Here is a 17,962-nt window from a genome sequence, read left to right as displayed (position 1 = left end):
GACAAACCAGTTTGATAATTATTGCGATTTGACCGTGCCGGCACGGTCAAGCTTATAGGCACCGGAGAGGATCCGTTGCCACCACTCCGGATGATCGAGATACCATTGAACTGTCTTGCGCAAACCACTCTCGAACGTTTCGACCGGAACCCAACCCAATTCTCGCTGAATTTTTGACGCATCGATAGCATAACGCCGGTCATGGCCAGGCCTGTCCTCCACATAGGTAATTAAATCCCGATAGGCATCAATCCCTTCGGGTCTGTCGGGTGCCAGCTCCTCCAGAAGATCACAGATTGCTTTCACGACCTCAATATTCCGTTGCTCATTGTGACCGCCAATATTATAGGTTTCACCGACAGTGCCGCGGTTTAAAACCTCAACCAGAGCACGCGCGTGGTCTTCCACATAGAGCCAGTCCCGAACCTGCGAACCGTCACCATAGACCGGTAGCGGTTTACCCGACAAGGCGTTGAGAATCACATGGGGAATCAGCTTTTCCGGGAAGTGGTACGGGCCATAATTATTGGAGCAATTGGTCACCAGAATGGGCAAACCGTAGGTCCGGGACCATGCCCGAACCAGGTGATCTGCACTCGCCTTGGATGCGGAATACGGCGAACTCGGGGAATAAGATGTGGTTTCGGTGAACAGATTCTCCGCACCATCAAGATCACCATACACCTCATCGGTGGAGATATGGTGGAAACGGAACGCCGCCCTCTTCTGATCCGGTAGCCCACTCCAATAACGGCGGGTGACTTCCAGCAGACTATAGGTACCGACAATATTGGTCTGGATAAAATCCGCCGGGCCATCAATGGAACGGTCCACATGGGATTCGGCCGCCAGGTGCATCACCGCCGTCGGCTTGAACTCTGCAAATGCCGCATCCAGTGCAACACCCTCGCAGATATCCACTTGATAGAAATGATAGCGAGGCGATTCGACTACCGAAGCCAGTGACTCCAGGTTGCCCGCATAGGTCAACTTATCGAGGTTGGCGACCTCGCTAGCGGTATTGTCGATCCACGGCGGAGCCGATAAAGCCGGCACCGCCGGTTATTAGAATTTTTGAGGTCACTATCTTTACCAAAAATGATTTAAATCTTACCCAAGCGCTGCATCCACGGCGGCTACAACGGTTTTTACTCCGTCGTCAAGGCCAACCCAGAGCGGTAAACGCACCAACCTTTTCGCAACGCTATCGGTCACATTCAGGGTCCCACAGGAACGTCCAAAGCGTAAACCGGCAGGCGCGGAATGCAGTGGAACATAATGGAAGACGGTTGCAACACCCTGCTGCTTCATTGCCGTAATAAATGCACTACGTACCTGTAAATCTGGCAGGAGCAGATAGTACATATGAGCATTGTGCGTACAGTTAGGCGGTATACGCGGACGCCGCAACCGCCCTTTCTCTTCGAAAGTGGCCAGTAGCCGATGGTAGAGTCCCCAGTGCTCCTGGCGCTTTGCGGTAATAGCATCTGCTTCTTCCATCTGCGCCCATAGGAATGCTGCGATCAACTCGCCAGGAAGGTAGCTGGAACCCACATCGCACCAAGTGTATTTATCGACTAGGCCACGAAAGAACTGGCTGCGATTAGTACCTTTCTCACGAATGATCTCGGCACGCTGGGAAAACTCCGAATCGTTGACCAGTAACGCCCCGCCCTCCCCCGAAATAATGTTCTTGGTTTCGTGAAAACTGAGACAGGCTAGATGGCCAATGGAACCTAATGCACGCCCCTTGTAGCTCGACATAATGCCCTGGGCCGCGTCTTCGATGACGATCAGGTTATGTCGCAGGGCAATGTCCATGATGACGTCCATCTCGCAAGCCACCCCGGCGTAATGCACCGGTACGATGGCGCGCGTGCGGGGTGTAATCGCGGCTTCGATCTTCGTCTCATCGATATTCAGCGTGTCGGCACGGATATCGACAAACACAGGTACCGCGCCGCGAAGCACGAAGGCATTGGCAGTGGAAACAAAAGTGTACGAGGGCATTATCACCTCATCACCGGGTCCCAAATCTGCCAGTATTGCTGCCATCTCCAACGCAGCGGTGCACGAATGAGTCAGGAGTGCCTTGCGGCAGCCGATCCGCTGCTCAAGCCACTGCGAACATTGCCGAGTAAACACGCCGTCACCAGCCAAATGACTATTGCCATGAGCCTGAGAGATGTACCAGAGCTCTTTGCCCGTCATATAGGGTTTGTTGAAAGGAATTCTCATCATTCGCGCCCTGGCTTAACCAACTTTCCTTGCAACAATCAACCGAGATCCGCCAATCGGCAGGCTTAACCCTAGTTTGATCAATCCGCACTCCAACTGCATCACTTTGTAGAAAAGAGTGTTGAGTAGGCCCGGTAGCTTTAGTTCGTTCTGCGGCTGGGAATTGTCGCTCGTCCGTTTCTGGTTCAACCGGGAAAGCAACATGGCAGGTAGCAACAATGTAACAAAGGAAGTACTGTGCTCAATGCTGAATCCTATACGGGACAGTTTGTCGTGAATCTCCCTGGCCGAGTAGCGCCGCACATGGCACGCATAGTCATCCGAGGCACTCCACAGCCAGCGGTGCTGTGGCACTGTAATAAACAGCAGTCCGCTAGGCTCTAGGGCCTGATGAAGCTGGGCAAGCACCATTTCATCTTCCTCGATGTGCTCCAGCACATCGAATGCGCCAATGGCCTCGAAATGCGCAATGAAAGGTACTCGACGGGCATCCATTTGCATAAAATGCACATGGGGTAGGCGCTGGGCAGCAAAGGAAAGACCTGCAATAAATATCTCGCTACCATGCAGCTCTGCCTTGGAGAAGCTCGCGGCGATGCCGGAAAGTACAAAACCAGTGCCACAGCCTACCTCAAGAAAAGACTTCAAGACTGGACAGTATTTCTGCAGAGCCCAAGTGATTAAACGATTGCGCGAGCGAAACCAGAAATTGGCTGCCTCAAGATTCGCCAACTCAGCAAAGTAACTTGACTTGAAACCACCGCCTTCGTAAGCAAACTCCACGGCATGGGCTGTGAATCCCTCAATAGAGGGAGCGCGGTAATCGCATTGAGGGCAGCACTGAGCATCGGAGACGAACTGATGGCTGCACTGCAAACAGACTCTCATCGCTTTGCCACTCCGTAATCCCGACGCGGGCCGCCGTCTGGGAAAACAAACACCCTGAACGTAATGAACAAAAACACCGCTACAATTGCGATAGCACAAGCCTGAACAAGCTGGTGTGCATATCCAAAGCGGTCGACAAACACGATCAACAAGCTCAGATTCAACAAATAACCCAACATATGCGCCAGCAAATAGCGGATACCCGCTGTCGCGAGATGGCCCCTATGCCGGAAGGTAAACTTTCGATTACCAAAGAAACCGACGAACGCACCCACAGCGTAAAGAACTGTCATGGTTAGTTTGGGTGTAGTACCGAGGTACGTCAGCACCAGGTAAACCGAGTAGCCCGCAACATTGCTCAACATGCCAATCAGCGCGTAGCTAAATAATTGCCTCACGGCGATCTGCCCATGTGGAGTCGTTTGCTGATTACTCATCAGCCATAACCACCAAGCCAAACCCGGTGCGGCCGTAGCCATTGCCGTTGTAAAGCATGTAACGCTGACCTTTGTGGTCGAAAACAAATGGGTACTCCAGCATTTCAGAATCCCACCCGCTGTCAGACAGCGTTATGCCTGCATCAGCTAGGGCGAGATACCAGTCCTTACCGTTATTACTCACAGCATAGCCAATGCGATAGGTTTCTCCTGATCCGCTTCGGTAGGAGAACCACATCTCGAAGCCTCCCATTCCATCAGCAACAACTGTTGGGCGTGAAAACGCCTGTGCCTCTCCTAGCCTGAATGGAACAGCTAGCCCCTCCCGACTCCAACAATGACCATCTTCAGATGAAGCGTAGTTGATGACGTGAAGCATCTCACCATTGCCGGCATCCCAGCTCTGTGTGGAGCCGTACCACATGTCGTAACGACCTGCCGAGTTAAACATGACCCAGGGATAGGAAAGGCTAATCGGGTCAACCATGTCGGTCGTTATGAACGGATAATCACGGTCCAACTCAAGTGTTAAGTCCGGCTTAACGACCAACCGGCCGACATCGCCGCGCCAATGCCCGTTAGTAGGTGCCTGCCAGCCCATAAACAGCATGTAGCGAAGGCCATCAGCCTCATAGCAATTTCCAATACTGACACCATCGGCATAAAAAGTACCCTCAGGACCATGCTCGAAAAAGGGCTGATCATGAACCTTGACCACCTTCCTTTGCATGATGTCGACATCAACTGCGCCAACGGAAGAACGATTACGACTATCTCGCCCACTGTAAAAAATTCGATAGAGGTCGCCCTGAATCAGCACAGGCAAGGGATTTGCCGCATGCGTCCGTAGTTTCTCATGAGGCCCGCTACCCTCTGGGCAATAGAGTAGCCCGAGCTTCTGCCAATGGCGCTTCATATCTTCTTCAGCCTCGTACTCGGCACACAAGAGCGCTCTGTAGCAGTGCCAATATAGAGCCCTTCTGCCTCTGCGTCCGCCAACAGCAGGGTGCCAGCACCCAGCACACAGCGCTCGCCAATCCTGATATGGTCGCGTAGAGTTGCATTCACTCCAATAAAACACTGCTCGCCAATTTCCACGCCACCAGAAACAACGACATGCGACGCAATGAAACAATGATCGTGGATGACCGAGTGGTGGCCAATATGGTTGCCACTCCACAAGGTGACATTATTACCGATCACCACGAAAGGCTGGATCGTGTTGTCTTCGAAGATAAAGCAGTTCTCGCCGATGCGCCCCTCGTTTAACACAGTGGCACGGGAGCTGATAAAACTGGCCAATCGATAACCTAACGCCTTGGCTGCCAGATATTTTTCTTTGCGTACCGCATTGAGCTTGGAGTAACTGATGGCCACAAAAAAATCATGTTCTTCGGGGCTGTATTGCTGGTTAACAGCTTCGAATGGAACAACCGGTAGGCCGCAGAAAGTTGTTTCGGTTATATATTCAGCATCTAGGGTGAATGCGACCACTTCATAGTCAGAATCCGCGCTGAAATAATAGTGTGCCAGTTGGGCAATATCACCAAAACCAAAAACCACCAGGCGCCTCTTCATGTCACTTTCCTCACCAGAATTGTGAATTCATATAACCCGTAATCATGTAGCAATGCCACATGGCGCGAATAACGGCGCTTGCAAAGATCGAACAATAGGCACGGGTCTGCGTAATACAGGTAGTCGCGTTTTTTATCCGTATCCGAGTAGGACGTCAGGCAATTAAAGGCGAAGCCATGACGGCTGGTTCTGTCGAGGATATCCAGCGAGTCCTCCAGATATTCAAACCACTCGGTATCGCTACGCTCAAGGCGCACATTGAAAACACCACTAGCAACACCGAAATCCGCAACTTCAAGCGGCTCACTGGCCTTATAGAACTGCGCTTGGCTACTTTGTGCATAACGCTGCTGAGCAGCAGTGATCATCTCGGCAGAAATGTCCAAACCGTGATAGATAAATGCCGAGTGCTGGCGCTGCAGATACTCAAACAGCGCCCCATAGCCACAACCAAGATCATTCAGTGAAAACGGCTCGGCACCCTCGATGATCTTGCTGAGTTGTTCGAAACGCAGGTACTGGCTTTCCTCACCATTCCAGTCGACACCACGCGGGCTATCACCATGCACGGCCAGCTTGTCCGCGTAATAGCGCGCAACCTCTCCCAAGAGTTCAGTCTTCTCGTTTTGCATAAACCCGCCGCACGATAGTGTAGGGACGCTGCTTGGTTTCGGAGAAAATCTTCGACAGGTAGATGCCGACCACACCGATAAACGAAATGATCATCCCCCCGATAAGCCATATCGACGCCATGACCGAAGTCCAACCGCTCATTGGCCTAGCCAGAAAAGCCCAATTGAAGACCAGCAGTGCGATATAACAGCAAGCCAGCAAAGAGATGCCAACACCGATATAGAAGATGCCAATCAACGGCGCATTGCTAAACGAAGTAACCGAGTTGACCAACAAGGCCATTTTGCGCCGAAAGGTATAAGTCGTTTCACTTAGACTGAGCTTTCTCACCGGCTGCGGCGTCTGCACAAACCCTGTGATAAACCAAAGCCCTGCCATAAAGACTTCACGCTCTTCATGGCGCAGCAACGCATCGACATAACGGCGGCTCATCAAGCGTGCAGTAACCACATCCTCCGGCAGCACCAAGCCAGTCAGCAGTTTGAAAAAGCTATAAAACCACCTGCCGCTCAAACGCTCAAAAAAACTACCTTTTCTTTTATCTTGTACGCCATAGACCACATCGCTATTACCCTCCGCCATTCTTGAGGCAAAGGTCAGCAACCATTCAGGTTGCTCCTCGAGATCGCTGTCAATCAGAAACACCCGTTCTCCACGCGAATGGGCTAAGCCGGTCATCATCGCCTTGTGATGGCCAAAATTACGTGACAGATCCACCACCACTATATGTGCATCTTGCTCGGTCAATTGAATGGCCAATTCGGCACTGCTATCCGGCGAGCCGTCATTCACCAGGACGACCTCATACTCATCGCCAACCAGTGAACATGCAGCAGCGGATGCACGTTGCGTGAACTCTTCAACATGGGCGGCAGATTGATATAGCGTCGCAACCACGGATAATTTCATGGCTTTACATACCTCATATAGCGATACGACTCTTTGCCACAGTTGAACAGCACGTCAAGGATCGTGACGCCATGGACAAACTCCCCCCACAACTGGGGATACTCGATATAGCCCTCATAACCGAACCACTCCAGCCTGATGCCGGCAGCGGAAAAGCAGTCTGCATCGATGTAATCCCTGGCAGCCGGGCCGGACACATACACCGCCCCACCAGCCTGGGCACACAGGTCAACCAGGCGTTCTGTCTTACCCTCAAGCAGCTTGTAGTCCCAAGAATTATTGATCACGGTCGCAATACCGAGGTAACGGCACACCGCCTCGATACAAGCTCGGTTCAGTTGTGACAGGTGGGTAAATGCCGACTCAAGGTAAATGGGCTGCAGCCATTGACAGATCTCCTCGAAATACTTCGCTCGGCGGTAGTTCTGCACGATGGAGCGCCAATGGCTGGCCGCCCAACCCCCCCCATCCATCTCGGTATCGCGAATCGTCTGGTGGTATTTCCCTTTGACCTTGACCGGCACTGTCAACCACTGCAATCCCTGCGGTGTCTTGATCTGGTTACGATTACGCCAGTCGCGCCGGGTGTATTGCATATCATCGAAGAGAATAAACTCATCGACCGAAGCAATCATGTCGAAATAGCCTTTCCATGGAATATAGTTGGACTGAACAATGGCGACTCTCTTCATACGTTCAGAACGCAAAGACCGGTCGCCAGACCTACAACATTACTTACCACTCTCCGCCTCCCCTTGAGCCACATCGGTGCATGTATAAACCTCGGTAATTGGTGGACTGAAGCGAGTCATGATCAGAATGGCCTCAGCGCCCGCCTGCACACACCCCTGCTGCGGAGAAAAAGCCGCTGCATCCTTACGCATAGCCGCTGCCGAATAGCGGGAAAAGCCATAGCCGCTGGGAATATCGGCGACAGCATTGACCATCGGCACACCCAGAATCGCATACATCAGCATCCCATTGGCCCAAGGTACCCCCTTAAGGCCAGCGACATCGGTATTGTATATGGACAACGGAATAAACAAGGCAACCTGAGAGGGCCTCAAGCCTTGTTTCGCGAGCTGCTGGCCCACATGATCCTTTAAGCTCGTCAACGCCTGATTTTTATATAGCTCATATATAGACTCAGACTTCCGTTCATAGGGCTCAAATAGCCGATAGCGCTCACCCGAAGCAACGCGAGAGTTTATCTTTGAAAAAGCTTGCATTCGAATATAAGTATACCTGGCCTGCGCAGATTCCCAGCTAAAACTAAATAGATTATAACCAGCCATATTTAATTTGCTCGCAAACAGCACAAGTGCTGACACAGCAAGCACTGCAGTAACCCGTCTCACCATTGGTTCGGGGTAGGAACTGAAGGTATTCGCCAAAGCAGCTTTGTTCTGCAGCACCAATGCATAACCCATCAACACGAGCACACTGCTCAATCCATACTGAAAATACCAGACATCATTAATACCCAACCCCGAATTGGCTTCAGTGATAATCCATAGCCCAAGTAGCGACAGCGATGCTGCTGCCAGTACATACCCATTGCGCCAACTAGGCCGCATCGCCATCAATACAATAAATAAAGTAATGATGAGCAGCAGTTGTCCGGTCAGGGCCTCTTTCGAGCGACCGGCCCGGACTATATCGGACGCCATCATATAAGAGTAAAACCGGTGTAACTCTAGACCGGATAAATCCATCGGCATCGCCACATCATTAATACCAGCAATGAACAATGCCCCGTACACGTAGAAAAACCCTAACACAGCCACACCAAACGTTATTGTCCTTAGCGAAAAGGGATTCTTGAGAAAAATCCATAGCCCAATAAAGCACGCAAACATAAATCCCGTGGACACCTTGCCTAGGGATAAAAGCACAATCAGAAAAAATAACGCGGCGAGTTCACCTGCGCGGGGCCTGTCCTCTCGGTACAACAGTGAGACGACAAAGGGAATACACGCAACCAGCAAGAGGCTAGGCACCCATAAACCATGGGAACGAACAATATGCCAGTCGCCAACCAAAACCGGTAGCAGCAGACCAATTGAGAGCAGGTACGTCATTGGCCCATGATGGCGGCAAAGATGAGCCAGGGAGAGCAAGGTAAGCGAAAAAAACAGCACAACCTTGAAATGAACCATCAGGCCATAACTGTCGAACGGATCTACACCGACAGCCATCAGGATAAGCGCATCCACATAATGGCTAAGCACGTGATAGGCAGCTAAGGGATGACCATGCTGACCAATGCTGGGGTAGCCGAAATTAAGAATGCTCTGGATCAGAGAAACATGAAAGGCAGTATCCTGGTGCCAGCCAAGCCCTAGCTGAGCCTCCAGAACGGGGAAAGTTTTGACGTACCAAGACATCGACGGGGTATCGCCTTGGGCGCTGTATAGCATCACCAGAAATAAAGTAACCGCCAAGGCGGCGCATATATTGCGCAGGTTGATTTCAACGGGGAAGATATCTATACGCTTAAGGAATACAGAAGACATAGCCAGCAGGAGCGCTAAAAAAACGACAAGCACGCCCAATACTTGAAATGGGCTAAATTGAACGAAAACATGTATAGCATATAGAACACTCAATACGTTCACGAACAGAACAGCCAAGACTGAGGTTCCAGTCACAGATAACATCTTCTCGCTCAAGACAACAAACTTAGACATTAACTTCTCTTTTAATTGGCGACCCATAATTAACACACCGCACTACACAATCTAGATTGCCAACAAAAAAACACGCGACTCCAAATTCAAACATCAAACCCCCTCAGGGTTACTGGACAACCAGCGCCACGTATCAACCATCATTGACTCCAGGTCATGCTCCGCTGTCCACCCGAGCTCACGTTCGGCCTTCGTCGCATCCGCCCTGCACTCGGCTATATCTCCCTGCCTGCGGTTAACAACCCGATATGGCACTTTCCGGCCACTGGCCAGTTCAAAAGCCCGGATCATCTCCAGCACGCTATACCCCATACCAGTTCCAAGATTCCAGACATCAACCCCTACGCTCTGGTTAATCCGCTCTAGCGCTTTCAAATGACCGTTGGCCAGGTCGACCACATGAATATAATCACGCACTCCCGTCCCATCATGGGTCTCATAGTCATCGCCAAAAACCGACAATTCCTTGAGTTTTCCGATAGCCACCTGGCCGAGATAGGGCAACAGATTGTTGGGAATACCGCTCGGGGCCTCACCAATCAACCCGCTACAGTGGGCTCCAACCGGGTTGAAATAGCGCAGCAGGGCAATACTCCAGCGCGAGTCCGATAAGGCCAGATCACGCAGCACCTCCTCGACCATCAGCTTCGAGCGACCGTAGGGGTTAGTCGGGGAGCCAGTGGGAAAGTCCTCGCGGATCGGTATCTGCGTCGGCTCGCCGTATACAGTGGCGGAAGAACTAAACACCAAGCGGAATACATCGGCGCGCGCCATCGCTTGGCATAGCTGCACACTGCCGCCCACATTGCTCGCGTAGTAATTGAGCGGCTTATGCACGCTTTCGCCTACGGCCTTGAGCCCGGCAAAGTGCAACACCGCATCGATTCGGTGATCGATGAAAATCCTGTCCAGCAGTTCACTGTCTCGGATATCGCCAAAGATGAACAACGGCGACTTCCCGCAAATCTGCGCCACCCGTCGCAGTGATTCCGGCGAGCTATTGCACAGATTGTCCAGCACCACCACCTCATGCCCGGCTTCAAGCAGAGCCAGGGTAGTATGCGAGCCTATATAGCCAGCCCCGCCAGTCACGAGAATACGAAAATTCATTCGGTGCTCTTGATTAATTCTAGGGATACCAACTGATTAACAGCTGCTCATATTCATTCAAAATCTGCGGCCAGGTAAAACGCTCGTGAAAGCGTGCTGTACTACCGGCTTTCATGTTATTCACGGCAACATCATCCGCTAGCAACCGATCAAATAAGGCCGAGCAGGATGCTTCATCCTGGAAATAAGCGGCCTTGTCACCAACAACCCAACGATTGAAGTGATTGTCATGAGCAATTACAGCGCAACCTGCTCCTAATGCCTCCACCAAGGAAGGATTGGTTCCGCCAACGCGATGACCGTGCAAATAGAAACGGCTAAAAAATCGCAGCGACTGAACCACCTGCACATCGTAAATAGCTCCGGGGAAAATAACCTCCGCGCTAGCGGCCTCCATAACCTGTCGATGGAAGGTATTCTGCTCAGGCTGAAAGTTACCCAACACAACCAACTGATGATCACGAGGGGTCTTGCTGAAAGCGCACACCATCTCCAGAAAAGAGTTCTCGGGCTCAGGGCGCGCAATAATTACCGAGAAATGTCCAGGCTTAAGCCCGTAGGCAGCCAAAGCAGTCTCGTCAGCACCGAGTACTTCGTCACCGCCGTAGGGAATCATGGTGATCTTACTGTCTCGTACTCGCGTTGCTAGGTGATTCTTGATCTGCGGGTGATCCGCCACCAGATGATTACCCACCCAGCACCCCATGCGCTCGTTGAGCCAGAACCAGGTTTTGGCAATCACGCCCCACTTGTCTCGACGCCACTCGATACCATCCATGTTGATAACGTTGGTTTGCCCTTTGGCACGTTGCATCAGATTGAAGACAGCCGTGTTATAGCCGAGTGTGAGGAATAACCCCTGCTGGGACAGAGCATGACAGGTGGCTTTCCAGTCAAATATGACAGTGCCCGCCGCGCCTGTCCGGCTTACAGGTATATGTACCCGGCGAACACCACGCCATTCACTCTCAAATGTTTCGGTACCCGAGTCTTCCTGGCAATAGACGGTGACGACCCACCCTTTTGCAACCAAGTACAGAGACAACTTTTCGGCAAAGGTTTCGAAACCGCCATGCTGCGCGGGAACACCGCGAGTACCCAAGATAAAAAGAGACTTCATTCCGCTATATCTCGTTGAATGCGACATTCAGATGGAAAACAGAGCCCGTAGGCTCGCCCGATATCCGTCTATGGAGAAATGCTGCAAGAAACGCTCATGTGCGCCGCGGCACAACGAGGCATATTCAGCATCCGTTAATCCAGCCAGCGCACATATCTGCTGCACAAGGGCAGCTTGATCGGCAGGCGCGAACAAGAACCCGCTACGCCCCTGCTCGACGATTTCGGTCAGGCCACCATGACCAGCAGCGATTACCGGCCTGGCGAATGAAAACGCTTCAATCGCAACCCGCCCGAAAGGTTCGGGCAGGGTGGATGGTACGACCACATAATCGGACCAGGTGTAATGCTCTGTCGGATCCTGGCAGAACGAAAGTAACGTCACGACATCGGCAAGGCCTGCCTGTTCAACCTTATCCTGCAGGTCGTCAGCCAGGTACTCATACCCTTCAAAAGGGCTGCCAACGATGCGTACTTGCAGGCGACTAAGCACTTCGTTCGGAAGAAGGCGCAGCGCCTCGACCAGAAAGAACTGCCCCTTCCACTCGTTGATGCGCCCTATCATCAATAGGTGGATCGGCCTTCCCGACAGTGAACGGGGTTGGACCTCAACAGGCTGTGTGACCTGCTCTACACCGTTATAGATGACCCTGCCCGGCAATCGAAAAGCCGCCTGGGTCGCCTTCGAGTTGAAAACCAGCTCCACATTGGAAATCAGGAACAACGTACGAAATACAACCAGTTGCCAGCCAGAAGGAATTTCCCGTACGTGACAAATAATGCGCTTGGATGAAAAACGGTAAAAGCACGCGGCAAACAAAGCAGAGAACATCACCACAGTATTGATGTAGACAATTGGATGCTTGGCAAAGCGCTGCAAATAAAACAACCACCCGGCCAGCATATTAAAGACAAATACCAGCGGTTGCTTGAGTTCCCGCTTACGCAATATCCCCTTCGAATAGAAGGAAAGGCTGACGCCCTTGACCTTCCGTACCTCTGCGGCGAGTTCGCCGTCAGCCGGTAGTATCACATCCAGCGTGGCACCATCGAGAGCTTCCACGGCGGCCAGAAAACTGCGGTCGGAACCATAAAGCTCAGCACCTTGATGCAGACACAAAATTGAAGAATCGCTATCCCGCATAATTTGTCCTTACCGACTTCTGATGACGCGCGCAGGATTGCCCACTGCAATCGAATTATCTGGGATGTCCTTGGTCACCAGACTGCCAGCACCAATCACACAGTTTTTGCCAATGGTGACACCTGCGACCACTGTTACCTTGGCACCAAGCCAGCAGTTCTCGCCGATATGGATAGGCTTGCGAATAGTGCCCTGCTTGCGGATAGGCTGCTCAAGGTCATCAAAGCAATGGTTCTCGGGGTGGACGCTAAAATACTGGCCTGTAATAGTATTGGCACCCATATCAAGCCCCCCCGAACCTCCCAGAGAGGAGTAATCACCAATGGCTACATGATCGCCCAGAGTGATATGAGAGCCAAGATTATTGAACGTTGTCGAGACGACTACCCGGCTAAACGAGCCAATCCTGCACCCATTGCCTATGGTCAGCTTGCCACGCCCCAAACCACTGAGCGTGACGAAATCTCCGACAACAACCCAGCGACCAATATCAATCTTGTGCAAATAGCTGAAGGACACGCCACGCCCCAGAAAGAGGAAACGCGGAACCCGAAAAAACAGAAAGAGGCGCCACCCACGTGACCACTCGCGAAGCATTTTCCAGGCAAAAGCCAGGATGATTCGGCTGGTCACCCCGGCATCAAAACAGAATTCTGGGTTTTTGTAGGACCGGATGACACGTTCGAAAATAGCCTTCAGCATCATGCTTACTCAATAAATCGGTATAACCAGCAAAACCTGCTGCCCCAAAAAACGCCGATGATACTGCACACCCCGGCCTCGACCTAATCAGGGGTGCTATCAGGGCGAGCCCTGAACTTGTCACGCGGCAAACCAATCAGCACATACAGCAATACCAGCAGGTAAGTCGGATTTTGCACACCGAGAATGCCGGCATTGGTATAAGCGACTATCGATATAAAGAAAATAACCGGAAACGTACTCTTGCGACTGCGTCGTGCCACCGCCACCAAAAAGAGCAGATAAAACAAAGCAAATATAACCGTCGAACGAAACAGCATGGCCAGGTAGGTGCTATGCGGATTGTAACTCTCGCTGTGCACACGCCCATCGCCATCGACAAACTCAACGGTCATCCGCTCATCCAAGGGACCTAGTACAAAATCGAATAGATTGAACTCTGTCAGGTAGTAATAAATCTGGCCGATCCAAATAGAACTACGTGCGTGGGTTGCCTTCCACATCAAGGTGTAGCAGTCCATGCTGGGTGTGATAAAAGGCACACTGGCACTCGGCTCAAAGTGCAACAGCAGAAGCACCGCTGCGAAAACCAGTGCAGGCACCAGTACTGCCAGCAACGCCAGAAACCGGTTGAATACGAACAGATAAGCGAGAAACGCTACCATCAAAGCCACCAAGGGCGTCATGCGAAACGTCATAAGCATGGCAAATGCACTGACAGCGATCATCAGGAAACGATAGCGGCCGTTTTTATTGACAAAAAAGTTCCATATCAATATCAGGCCGCTGTAGGAGTCAATATCCGCAGTGCTGCCGCCAACACCGAACAGGGTTTCTACCGTCATCCCCCCCAGCTTGATAAGGAAACTGTTCTCGGAACCATGTGGCACCAGTGAGACAATATCCAGCCAGTTGATTACGGAAAGAGCAAAATACACCAGATAGGCAACATTGATACATTTCGAAAAGGTCGCAACGGATAATTTAAATTCGGAAAATAGATAAATCAGCACCAGTAACTGGAGCGTAAAGAGCCGCATATAAATATTGTGTTTTTCCACCGGAATCAGGATAAGCGGCGCAGCGAGCACACAACATAGCAGCAGGTAGCGGACACTGACCGTACCGCCAGTACCTACGCGATAGATCAATAGAAATAAACCGATAAGCAGGAATGATGCCCCACCTGCATAAAAAGCCGTATTACCATCGATACCCGTCAGCGATGCAACTATAAAAGCGAACTGCAGATAACAGAGCATGAACGCCATCGTGGCGTCGTCTTTGACCTTGATCATCACTGGTTCGGATCCCGTCCAAAAACAGCATCGGGGTCAAACGCCATATTCTCTGTGAGTCCTTCACTCAGCACCCGTTGCAAATCGGCCGAGTCATGAATCAACTGAGCGAGACCGTTATCGATCAAATCAGCCATATACTCGACCCCAGGCAGATCAAGCAGAAAGGTCGTGCAACCAAACCCGATACCCTCGTAAACGGCCGTTGAGAACACCCCGATCTGATAACGCGCGCTGGCAAACAATTCATAGAGATTCGCTTGCTTGGCAATCACCACATTGGGCATTTCAGCAAGCAGAACCAGGTGCTCATACTCCTGCCACCGGGAAAACTCGCCAGGGTGTAATTTGTAAACAATCTCGAAATCCTTGAGCACTTCTCTCAGCGAATAGACGAATTCGGCGATACGCGCACCCAATGCCCCCTGCGAAAGCACGATAATTTTTTTATCCTGCTTGCACACCTGAAGTTGCTGATTTCTTAGGTGATGAAAATAAGCAAAACCTGCAAACTGAATACGCTCCTGCGCTAGCGGCAAGACCCCCATATCAGCCCAGAAAGGACCCCACGCAACAAACGTATCGGGAAAATAATCCAGCGGTTGCTCAACGCCCGGGTAGCTGTAGCCCAAATGGTAACGGCTGAACGCGCCGTGCTGGATTTCCACCGTCTCTATTCCCAGATCCTTGGCCGCACGAATCGCATCGCCGTAGGCATACCCCACCACCACCACCAGGCGCTTTGGTTTCAAGCGTTTGAACAATGCCGTGTACAGACGGTAATTCACCTGGAACTTGAGAACCGCTGGAGCGAGTAATGGCTCCAGATCTATTGCTGCGCCAATTTCCGTAGAAAGTCGCTCGCTTACCGAACGCACAAGCACTTTATGTTCAGCGGATAAACGATGCTTGCCCAGCAAGCCGCACAACTTGACCAGCACGGGAAAGATATCAAGGTACTTACGTGCCGGGTCATACGCCTTGCAATGCTTTGAACCGAGATCGGCACGATCCAGGCTCAGATAAGAAATGCCGCCTACTTGCAAAGCCTTGATATAAAAGTGGCTATAAATATCCACATCTTGGCCAGAAAAATTCACGCTGCGCGGATGCTCGATCACAACCTGTTCAACAGAACGGCGTTTGCCAAAAAACGGATTATGAAGAATGGCACCGATCAGGTAATTGAATACCTTGGTGACCTTGGCAAACCTGCCGCCACTTGGCACATGAGGCGCAAGAAAAACGCCCGCACGCTCGGCCACATGGTAATAGATAGGCATTCGCAGATACTGCCAGACCTTGACCCCAGCCACCTCAAGGTCTAACAAACCAAATTCGCGCTCTACACTCCAGATTGCCTTACACAAATCATCTACGGAGCAGGAATTACCAATCATACCGCATCACTCAAAATAATAAACCGACTGGTAAAGTTAGTGAAACCGCCCTTCCGCCTTAAGTTTTTCATAGTGTTCAATATCACGAAATTTGAAGACCTTAGCAGGATGACCACCAGCGATAGCGTATTTAGGAACATCCTTGGTAACTACACTGCCAGCTTGAATAAGAGCCCCCTCACCGAGAGTGACCCCGCCAAGTATGATCACTCTATCACCGAGCCAGACATTATCTTCAATTATAATATTCTTGATAATCAATGTATTATCATATGGGATAGCATTACCGGTGTCATAATTATGAATATCAGTAATCATCAAGCACGCCTGCCCCGAGTGAAAATTATCACCGATCATCACCTCTCCCTTACCTCTAATCGCCATGCCATTAAAATTGACATTTCGACCGAGGCGCGTAGATGACGTAACGCCACTTAAAAAGTTGACGCTTAACCCTGAACCGTATGACTTACACTCTAGCGCTACCTTACGCCTGTAACCAAATGCTAACAGCTTGCGCCAAATCCTATAGAGGGCCTTAATCAACTTCTTCATGACGCAGCCCCCATGGCATGGCATAAAATTTTCTTGTATACAAGAACGCTAAGAATACTGCCACTGCCCATGCAAGAGCAGATGAATATGCTGCACCAACAGCACCGAACCAGCCAATCAATAAATAGTTAAATAGCAAGTTCAGCAAAGCAGAAATCACAAGAACACCAGAGAGCGCGTAATACTTATCCACCAATATAAAATACGGGAACAGCATTTTATAGACGCCTTGAATCGCAAATGCCAAAGCAATCCAAAACACATAAGCGCTAGCCTCATAGAAACTTTCCGCCACCATCCACGGAATAACAAAGCTTGATGCCAGCGCAACCAGTGCAGCCAATGCAAAAATGAAAACAATATAAAGATAAGTGTAACGCACCACTTTTTCCTTCCCCCCAGCTACAGGTGATAACATCAGCTTATAAAACCAAGGACTCCACGCTTTGTTAAAGGCATCAGTACAAATCAGAACAATCATTCCAAAGTTATATCCAATAGCATAATGCCCAACAGCATCCAAACCGACCATCCGCTCAATGAATACCCGATCACTAACATTCATCACAACGCCGCTAAGCACATACGGAATCATAGGCGCAGAAAGTTTTAGAATTCTCTCAATCTCCCCCCTCAGGACATTGAGCCTAAGGTATCCACGCCTTGACATATATATAATAGCAATGAAAAAAAACACGCCATAAGTAACAAGCATGCCGACCACCTGCGAATACCAACCACCATCAGAAAACAGAAGAAGGCACACAGTTATAGATATAATCAGAAAAGTGCAGGCAACCTCAAACAAACCGTAAACATAAGCTCTTCCTTCATTTCTCAAGATAGTGAGATTGATCGTATTCACCATCATCATGAAGCTCAGAAATGGCATGATCAAAAAGGAAGATATTGGCAGAGAAAAAGCACTATCCACAAAGAGCATAGCCCCAGAAAAAAGCACCGTAACAAAAACAGCCGCAAAAAACATAATGACCAGGATATTCCCAATCAACTCACTTAGCTCAGATTTGGATAATGAAAAAAAACTCCTTGATATGTTGGCATGTATATTCATTCCAACAAAAGCGCCGACGCAGCTATTGATAAGCAGAAACAAAGACAGAGCACCGAACTCTGCGGGGTTTAAATACCTCGTCATCACGGGCAGCAGCAAAAATGGCGCAGCCTTACTGAGCAGACTGGCCCCAAGATAAATACCAGATTGGCTCAATAACTTCATTGCGCACAATCCGCCATCAAC

The 17,962-nt window shown here is 50.6% G+C and carries 17 protein-coding genes and 1 pseudogene; all 18 read right to left on the bottom strand.

Going from position 1 to position 17,962, the window contains the following annotated elements; translation table 11 throughout:
- Positions 1-18 precede the first annotated feature (18 nt).
- The 18 genes and pseudogenes from rfbB to QZ516_RS02655 all read right to left on the bottom strand — a co-directional run bounded on the left by rfbB (position 19) and on the right by QZ516_RS02655 (position 17,941).
- Positions 19-1,084, bottom strand: a pseudogene (gene rfbB, locus QZ516_RS02740) (dTDP-glucose 4,6-dehydratase).
- A gap of 26 nt (positions 1,085-1,110) precedes the next feature.
- Positions 1,111-2,241, bottom strand: a complete 1,131-nt coding sequence (rffA, locus tag QZ516_RS02735) for a dTDP-4-amino-4,6-dideoxygalactose transaminase (protein ID WP_297185873.1) — start codon at positions 2,239-2,241, stop codon at positions 1,111-1,113.
- A gap of 12 nt (positions 2,242-2,253) precedes the next feature.
- Positions 2,254-3,021 carry a class I SAM-dependent methyltransferase gene (locus QZ516_RS02730; RefSeq protein WP_297185870.1) on the bottom strand — a complete coding sequence of 256 codons (768 nt, stop codon included), beginning with the start codon at positions 3,019-3,021 and terminating at the stop codon, positions 2,254-2,256.
- Between the two features lie 101 nt (positions 3,022-3,122).
- Positions 3,123-3,563: a GtrA family protein gene (locus QZ516_RS02725; protein WP_297185867.1), complete on the bottom strand. Its 441-nt coding sequence runs from the start codon at positions 3,561-3,563 to the stop codon at positions 3,123-3,125.
- Positions 3,556-4,479, bottom strand: coding sequence for a hypothetical protein (locus QZ516_RS02720; protein WP_297185865.1), 924 nt, complete (start codon positions 4,477-4,479; stop codon positions 3,556-3,558). Before QZ516_RS02720 ends, QZ516_RS02725 begins: the two co-directional genes overlap by 8 nt.
- Positions 4,476-5,141: an acetyltransferase gene (locus tag QZ516_RS02715; RefSeq protein WP_297185862.1), complete on the bottom strand. Its 666-nt coding sequence runs from the start codon at positions 5,139-5,141 to the stop codon at positions 4,476-4,478. The genes QZ516_RS02720 and QZ516_RS02715 overlap by 4 nt, the downstream gene beginning before the upstream one ends.
- Positions 5,138-5,773 (bottom strand): class I SAM-dependent methyltransferase, encoded by a 636-nt coding sequence (locus tag QZ516_RS02710; RefSeq protein WP_297185858.1) that lies wholly within the window; start codon positions 5,771-5,773, stop codon positions 5,138-5,140. Before QZ516_RS02710 ends, QZ516_RS02715 begins: the two co-directional genes overlap by 4 nt.
- Positions 5,754-6,683 carry a glycosyltransferase family 2 protein gene (locus QZ516_RS02705; RefSeq protein ID WP_297185856.1) on the bottom strand — a complete coding sequence of 310 codons (930 nt, stop codon included), beginning with the start codon at positions 6,681-6,683 and terminating at the stop codon, positions 5,754-5,756. Before QZ516_RS02705 ends, QZ516_RS02710 begins: the two co-directional genes overlap by 20 nt.
- Complete coding sequence (locus QZ516_RS02700) at positions 6,680-7,390, bottom strand: WbqC family protein (protein ID WP_297185853.1); 711 nt, start codon at positions 7,388-7,390, stop codon at positions 6,680-6,682. The genes QZ516_RS02705 and QZ516_RS02700 overlap by 4 nt, the downstream gene beginning before the upstream one ends.
- Before the next feature lie 24 nt (positions 7,391-7,414).
- Positions 7,415-9,373 (bottom strand): hypothetical protein, encoded by a 1,959-nt coding sequence (locus QZ516_RS02695; protein ID WP_297185850.1) that lies wholly within the window; start codon positions 9,371-9,373, stop codon positions 7,415-7,417.
- 93 nt (positions 9,374-9,466) lie between these two features.
- Complete coding sequence (gene galE, locus QZ516_RS02690; RefSeq protein ID WP_297185847.1) at positions 9,467-10,483, bottom strand: UDP-glucose 4-epimerase GalE; 1,017 nt, start codon at positions 10,481-10,483, stop codon at positions 9,467-9,469.
- 19 nt (positions 10,484-10,502) lie between these two features.
- Complete coding sequence (locus QZ516_RS02685; protein WP_297185844.1) at positions 10,503-11,603, bottom strand: DUF1972 domain-containing protein; 1,101 nt, start codon at positions 11,601-11,603, stop codon at positions 10,503-10,505.
- A 27-nt stretch (positions 11,604-11,630) separates the two neighbouring features.
- Entirely contained in the window at positions 11,631-12,746 is a 1,116-nt protein-coding gene (locus tag QZ516_RS02680) for a glycosyltransferase family 4 protein (protein ID WP_297185842.1), read from the bottom strand.
- 9 nt (positions 12,747-12,755) lie between these two features.
- Positions 12,756-13,451, bottom strand: a complete 696-nt coding sequence (locus tag QZ516_RS02675) for a DapH/DapD/GlmU-related protein (protein WP_297185839.1) — start codon at positions 13,449-13,451, stop codon at positions 12,756-12,758.
- A gap of 80 nt (positions 13,452-13,531) precedes the next feature.
- On the bottom strand, positions 13,532-14,746 hold the full coding sequence (locus QZ516_RS02670; RefSeq protein ID WP_297185837.1) for a hypothetical protein: 1,215 nt from the start codon (positions 14,744-14,746) through the stop codon (positions 13,532-13,534).
- Positions 14,746-16,146 carry a hypothetical protein gene (locus QZ516_RS02665; protein WP_297185834.1) on the bottom strand — a complete coding sequence of 467 codons (1,401 nt, stop codon included), beginning with the start codon at positions 16,144-16,146 and terminating at the stop codon, positions 14,746-14,748. Before QZ516_RS02665 ends, QZ516_RS02670 begins: the two co-directional genes overlap by 1 nt.
- A 36-nt stretch (positions 16,147-16,182) precedes the next feature.
- Positions 16,183-16,701, bottom strand: coding sequence for an acyltransferase (locus QZ516_RS02660; RefSeq protein WP_297185831.1), 519 nt, complete (start codon positions 16,699-16,701; stop codon positions 16,183-16,185).
- Complete coding sequence (locus tag QZ516_RS02655; RefSeq protein ID WP_297185828.1) at positions 16,685-17,941, bottom strand: oligosaccharide flippase family protein; 1,257 nt, start codon at positions 17,939-17,941, stop codon at positions 16,685-16,687. The genes QZ516_RS02660 and QZ516_RS02655 overlap by 17 nt, the downstream gene beginning before the upstream one ends.
- Positions 17,942-17,962: the final 21 nt, after the last annotated feature.

The organism is uncultured Porticoccus sp. (assembly GCF_913061305.1).
In the GTDB taxonomy this organism is placed as follows: domain Bacteria; phylum Pseudomonadota; class Gammaproteobacteria; order Pseudomonadales; family Porticoccaceae; genus Porticoccus.
The sequence above is the reverse complement of the archived record's forward strand: the minus strand, read 5'-3'. Positions and strand labels throughout refer to the sequence as shown.

What these genes read in the sequence shown, in the direction of transcription:
- QZ516_RS02660 (WP_297185831.1), bottom strand. Translation starts at nt 16,701, where the DNA reads ATGAAGAAGTTGATTAAGGCCCTCTATAGGATTTGGCGCAAGCTGTTA.
- QZ516_RS02665 (WP_297185834.1), bottom strand. Translation starts at nt 16,146, where the DNA reads ATGATTGGTAATTCCTGCTCCGTAGATGATTTGTGTAAGGCAATCTGG.
- QZ516_RS02685 (WP_297185844.1), bottom strand. Translation starts at nt 11,603, where the DNA reads ATGAAGTCTCTTTTTATCTTGGGTACTCGCGGTGTTCCCGCGCAGCAT.
- QZ516_RS02670 (WP_297185837.1), bottom strand. Translation starts at nt 14,746, where the DNA reads ATGATCAAGGTCAAAGACGACGCCACGATGGCGTTCATGCTCTGTTAT.
- QZ516_RS02655 (WP_297185828.1), bottom strand. Translation starts at nt 17,941, where the DNA reads ATGAAGTTATTGAGCCAATCTGGTATTTATCTTGGGGCCAGTCTGCTC.
- QZ516_RS02710 (WP_297185858.1), bottom strand. Translation starts at nt 5,773, where the DNA reads ATGCAAAACGAGAAGACTGAACTCTTGGGAGAGGTTGCGCGCTATTAC.
- QZ516_RS02715 (WP_297185862.1), bottom strand. Translation starts at nt 5,141, where the DNA reads ATGAAGAGGCGCCTGGTGGTTTTTGGTTTTGGTGATATTGCCCAACTG.
- galE (WP_297185847.1), bottom strand. Translation starts at nt 10,483, where the DNA reads ATGAATTTTCGTATTCTCGTGACTGGCGGGGCTGGCTATATAGGCTCG.
- QZ516_RS02675 (WP_297185839.1), bottom strand. Translation starts at nt 13,451, where the DNA reads ATGATGCTGAAGGCTATTTTCGAACGTGTCATCCGGTCCTACAAAAAC.
- QZ516_RS02695 (WP_297185850.1), bottom strand. Translation starts at nt 9,373, where the DNA reads ATGTCTAAGTTTGTTGTCTTGAGCGAGAAGATGTTATCTGTGACTGGA.
- rffA (WP_297185873.1), bottom strand. Translation starts at nt 2,241, where the DNA reads ATGATGAGAATTCCTTTCAACAAACCCTATATGACGGGCAAAGAGCTC.
- QZ516_RS02725 (WP_297185867.1), bottom strand. Translation starts at nt 3,563, where the DNA reads ATGAGTAATCAGCAAACGACTCCACATGGGCAGATCGCCGTGAGGCAA.
- QZ516_RS02680 (WP_297185842.1), bottom strand. Translation starts at nt 12,746, where the DNA reads ATGCGGGATAGCGATTCTTCAATTTTGTGTCTGCATCAAGGTGCTGAG.
- QZ516_RS02720 (WP_297185865.1), bottom strand. Translation starts at nt 4,479, where the DNA reads ATGAAGCGCCATTGGCAGAAGCTCGGGCTACTCTATTGCCCAGAGGGT.
- QZ516_RS02705 (WP_297185856.1), bottom strand. Translation starts at nt 6,683, where the DNA reads ATGAAATTATCCGTGGTTGCGACGCTATATCAATCTGCCGCCCATGTT.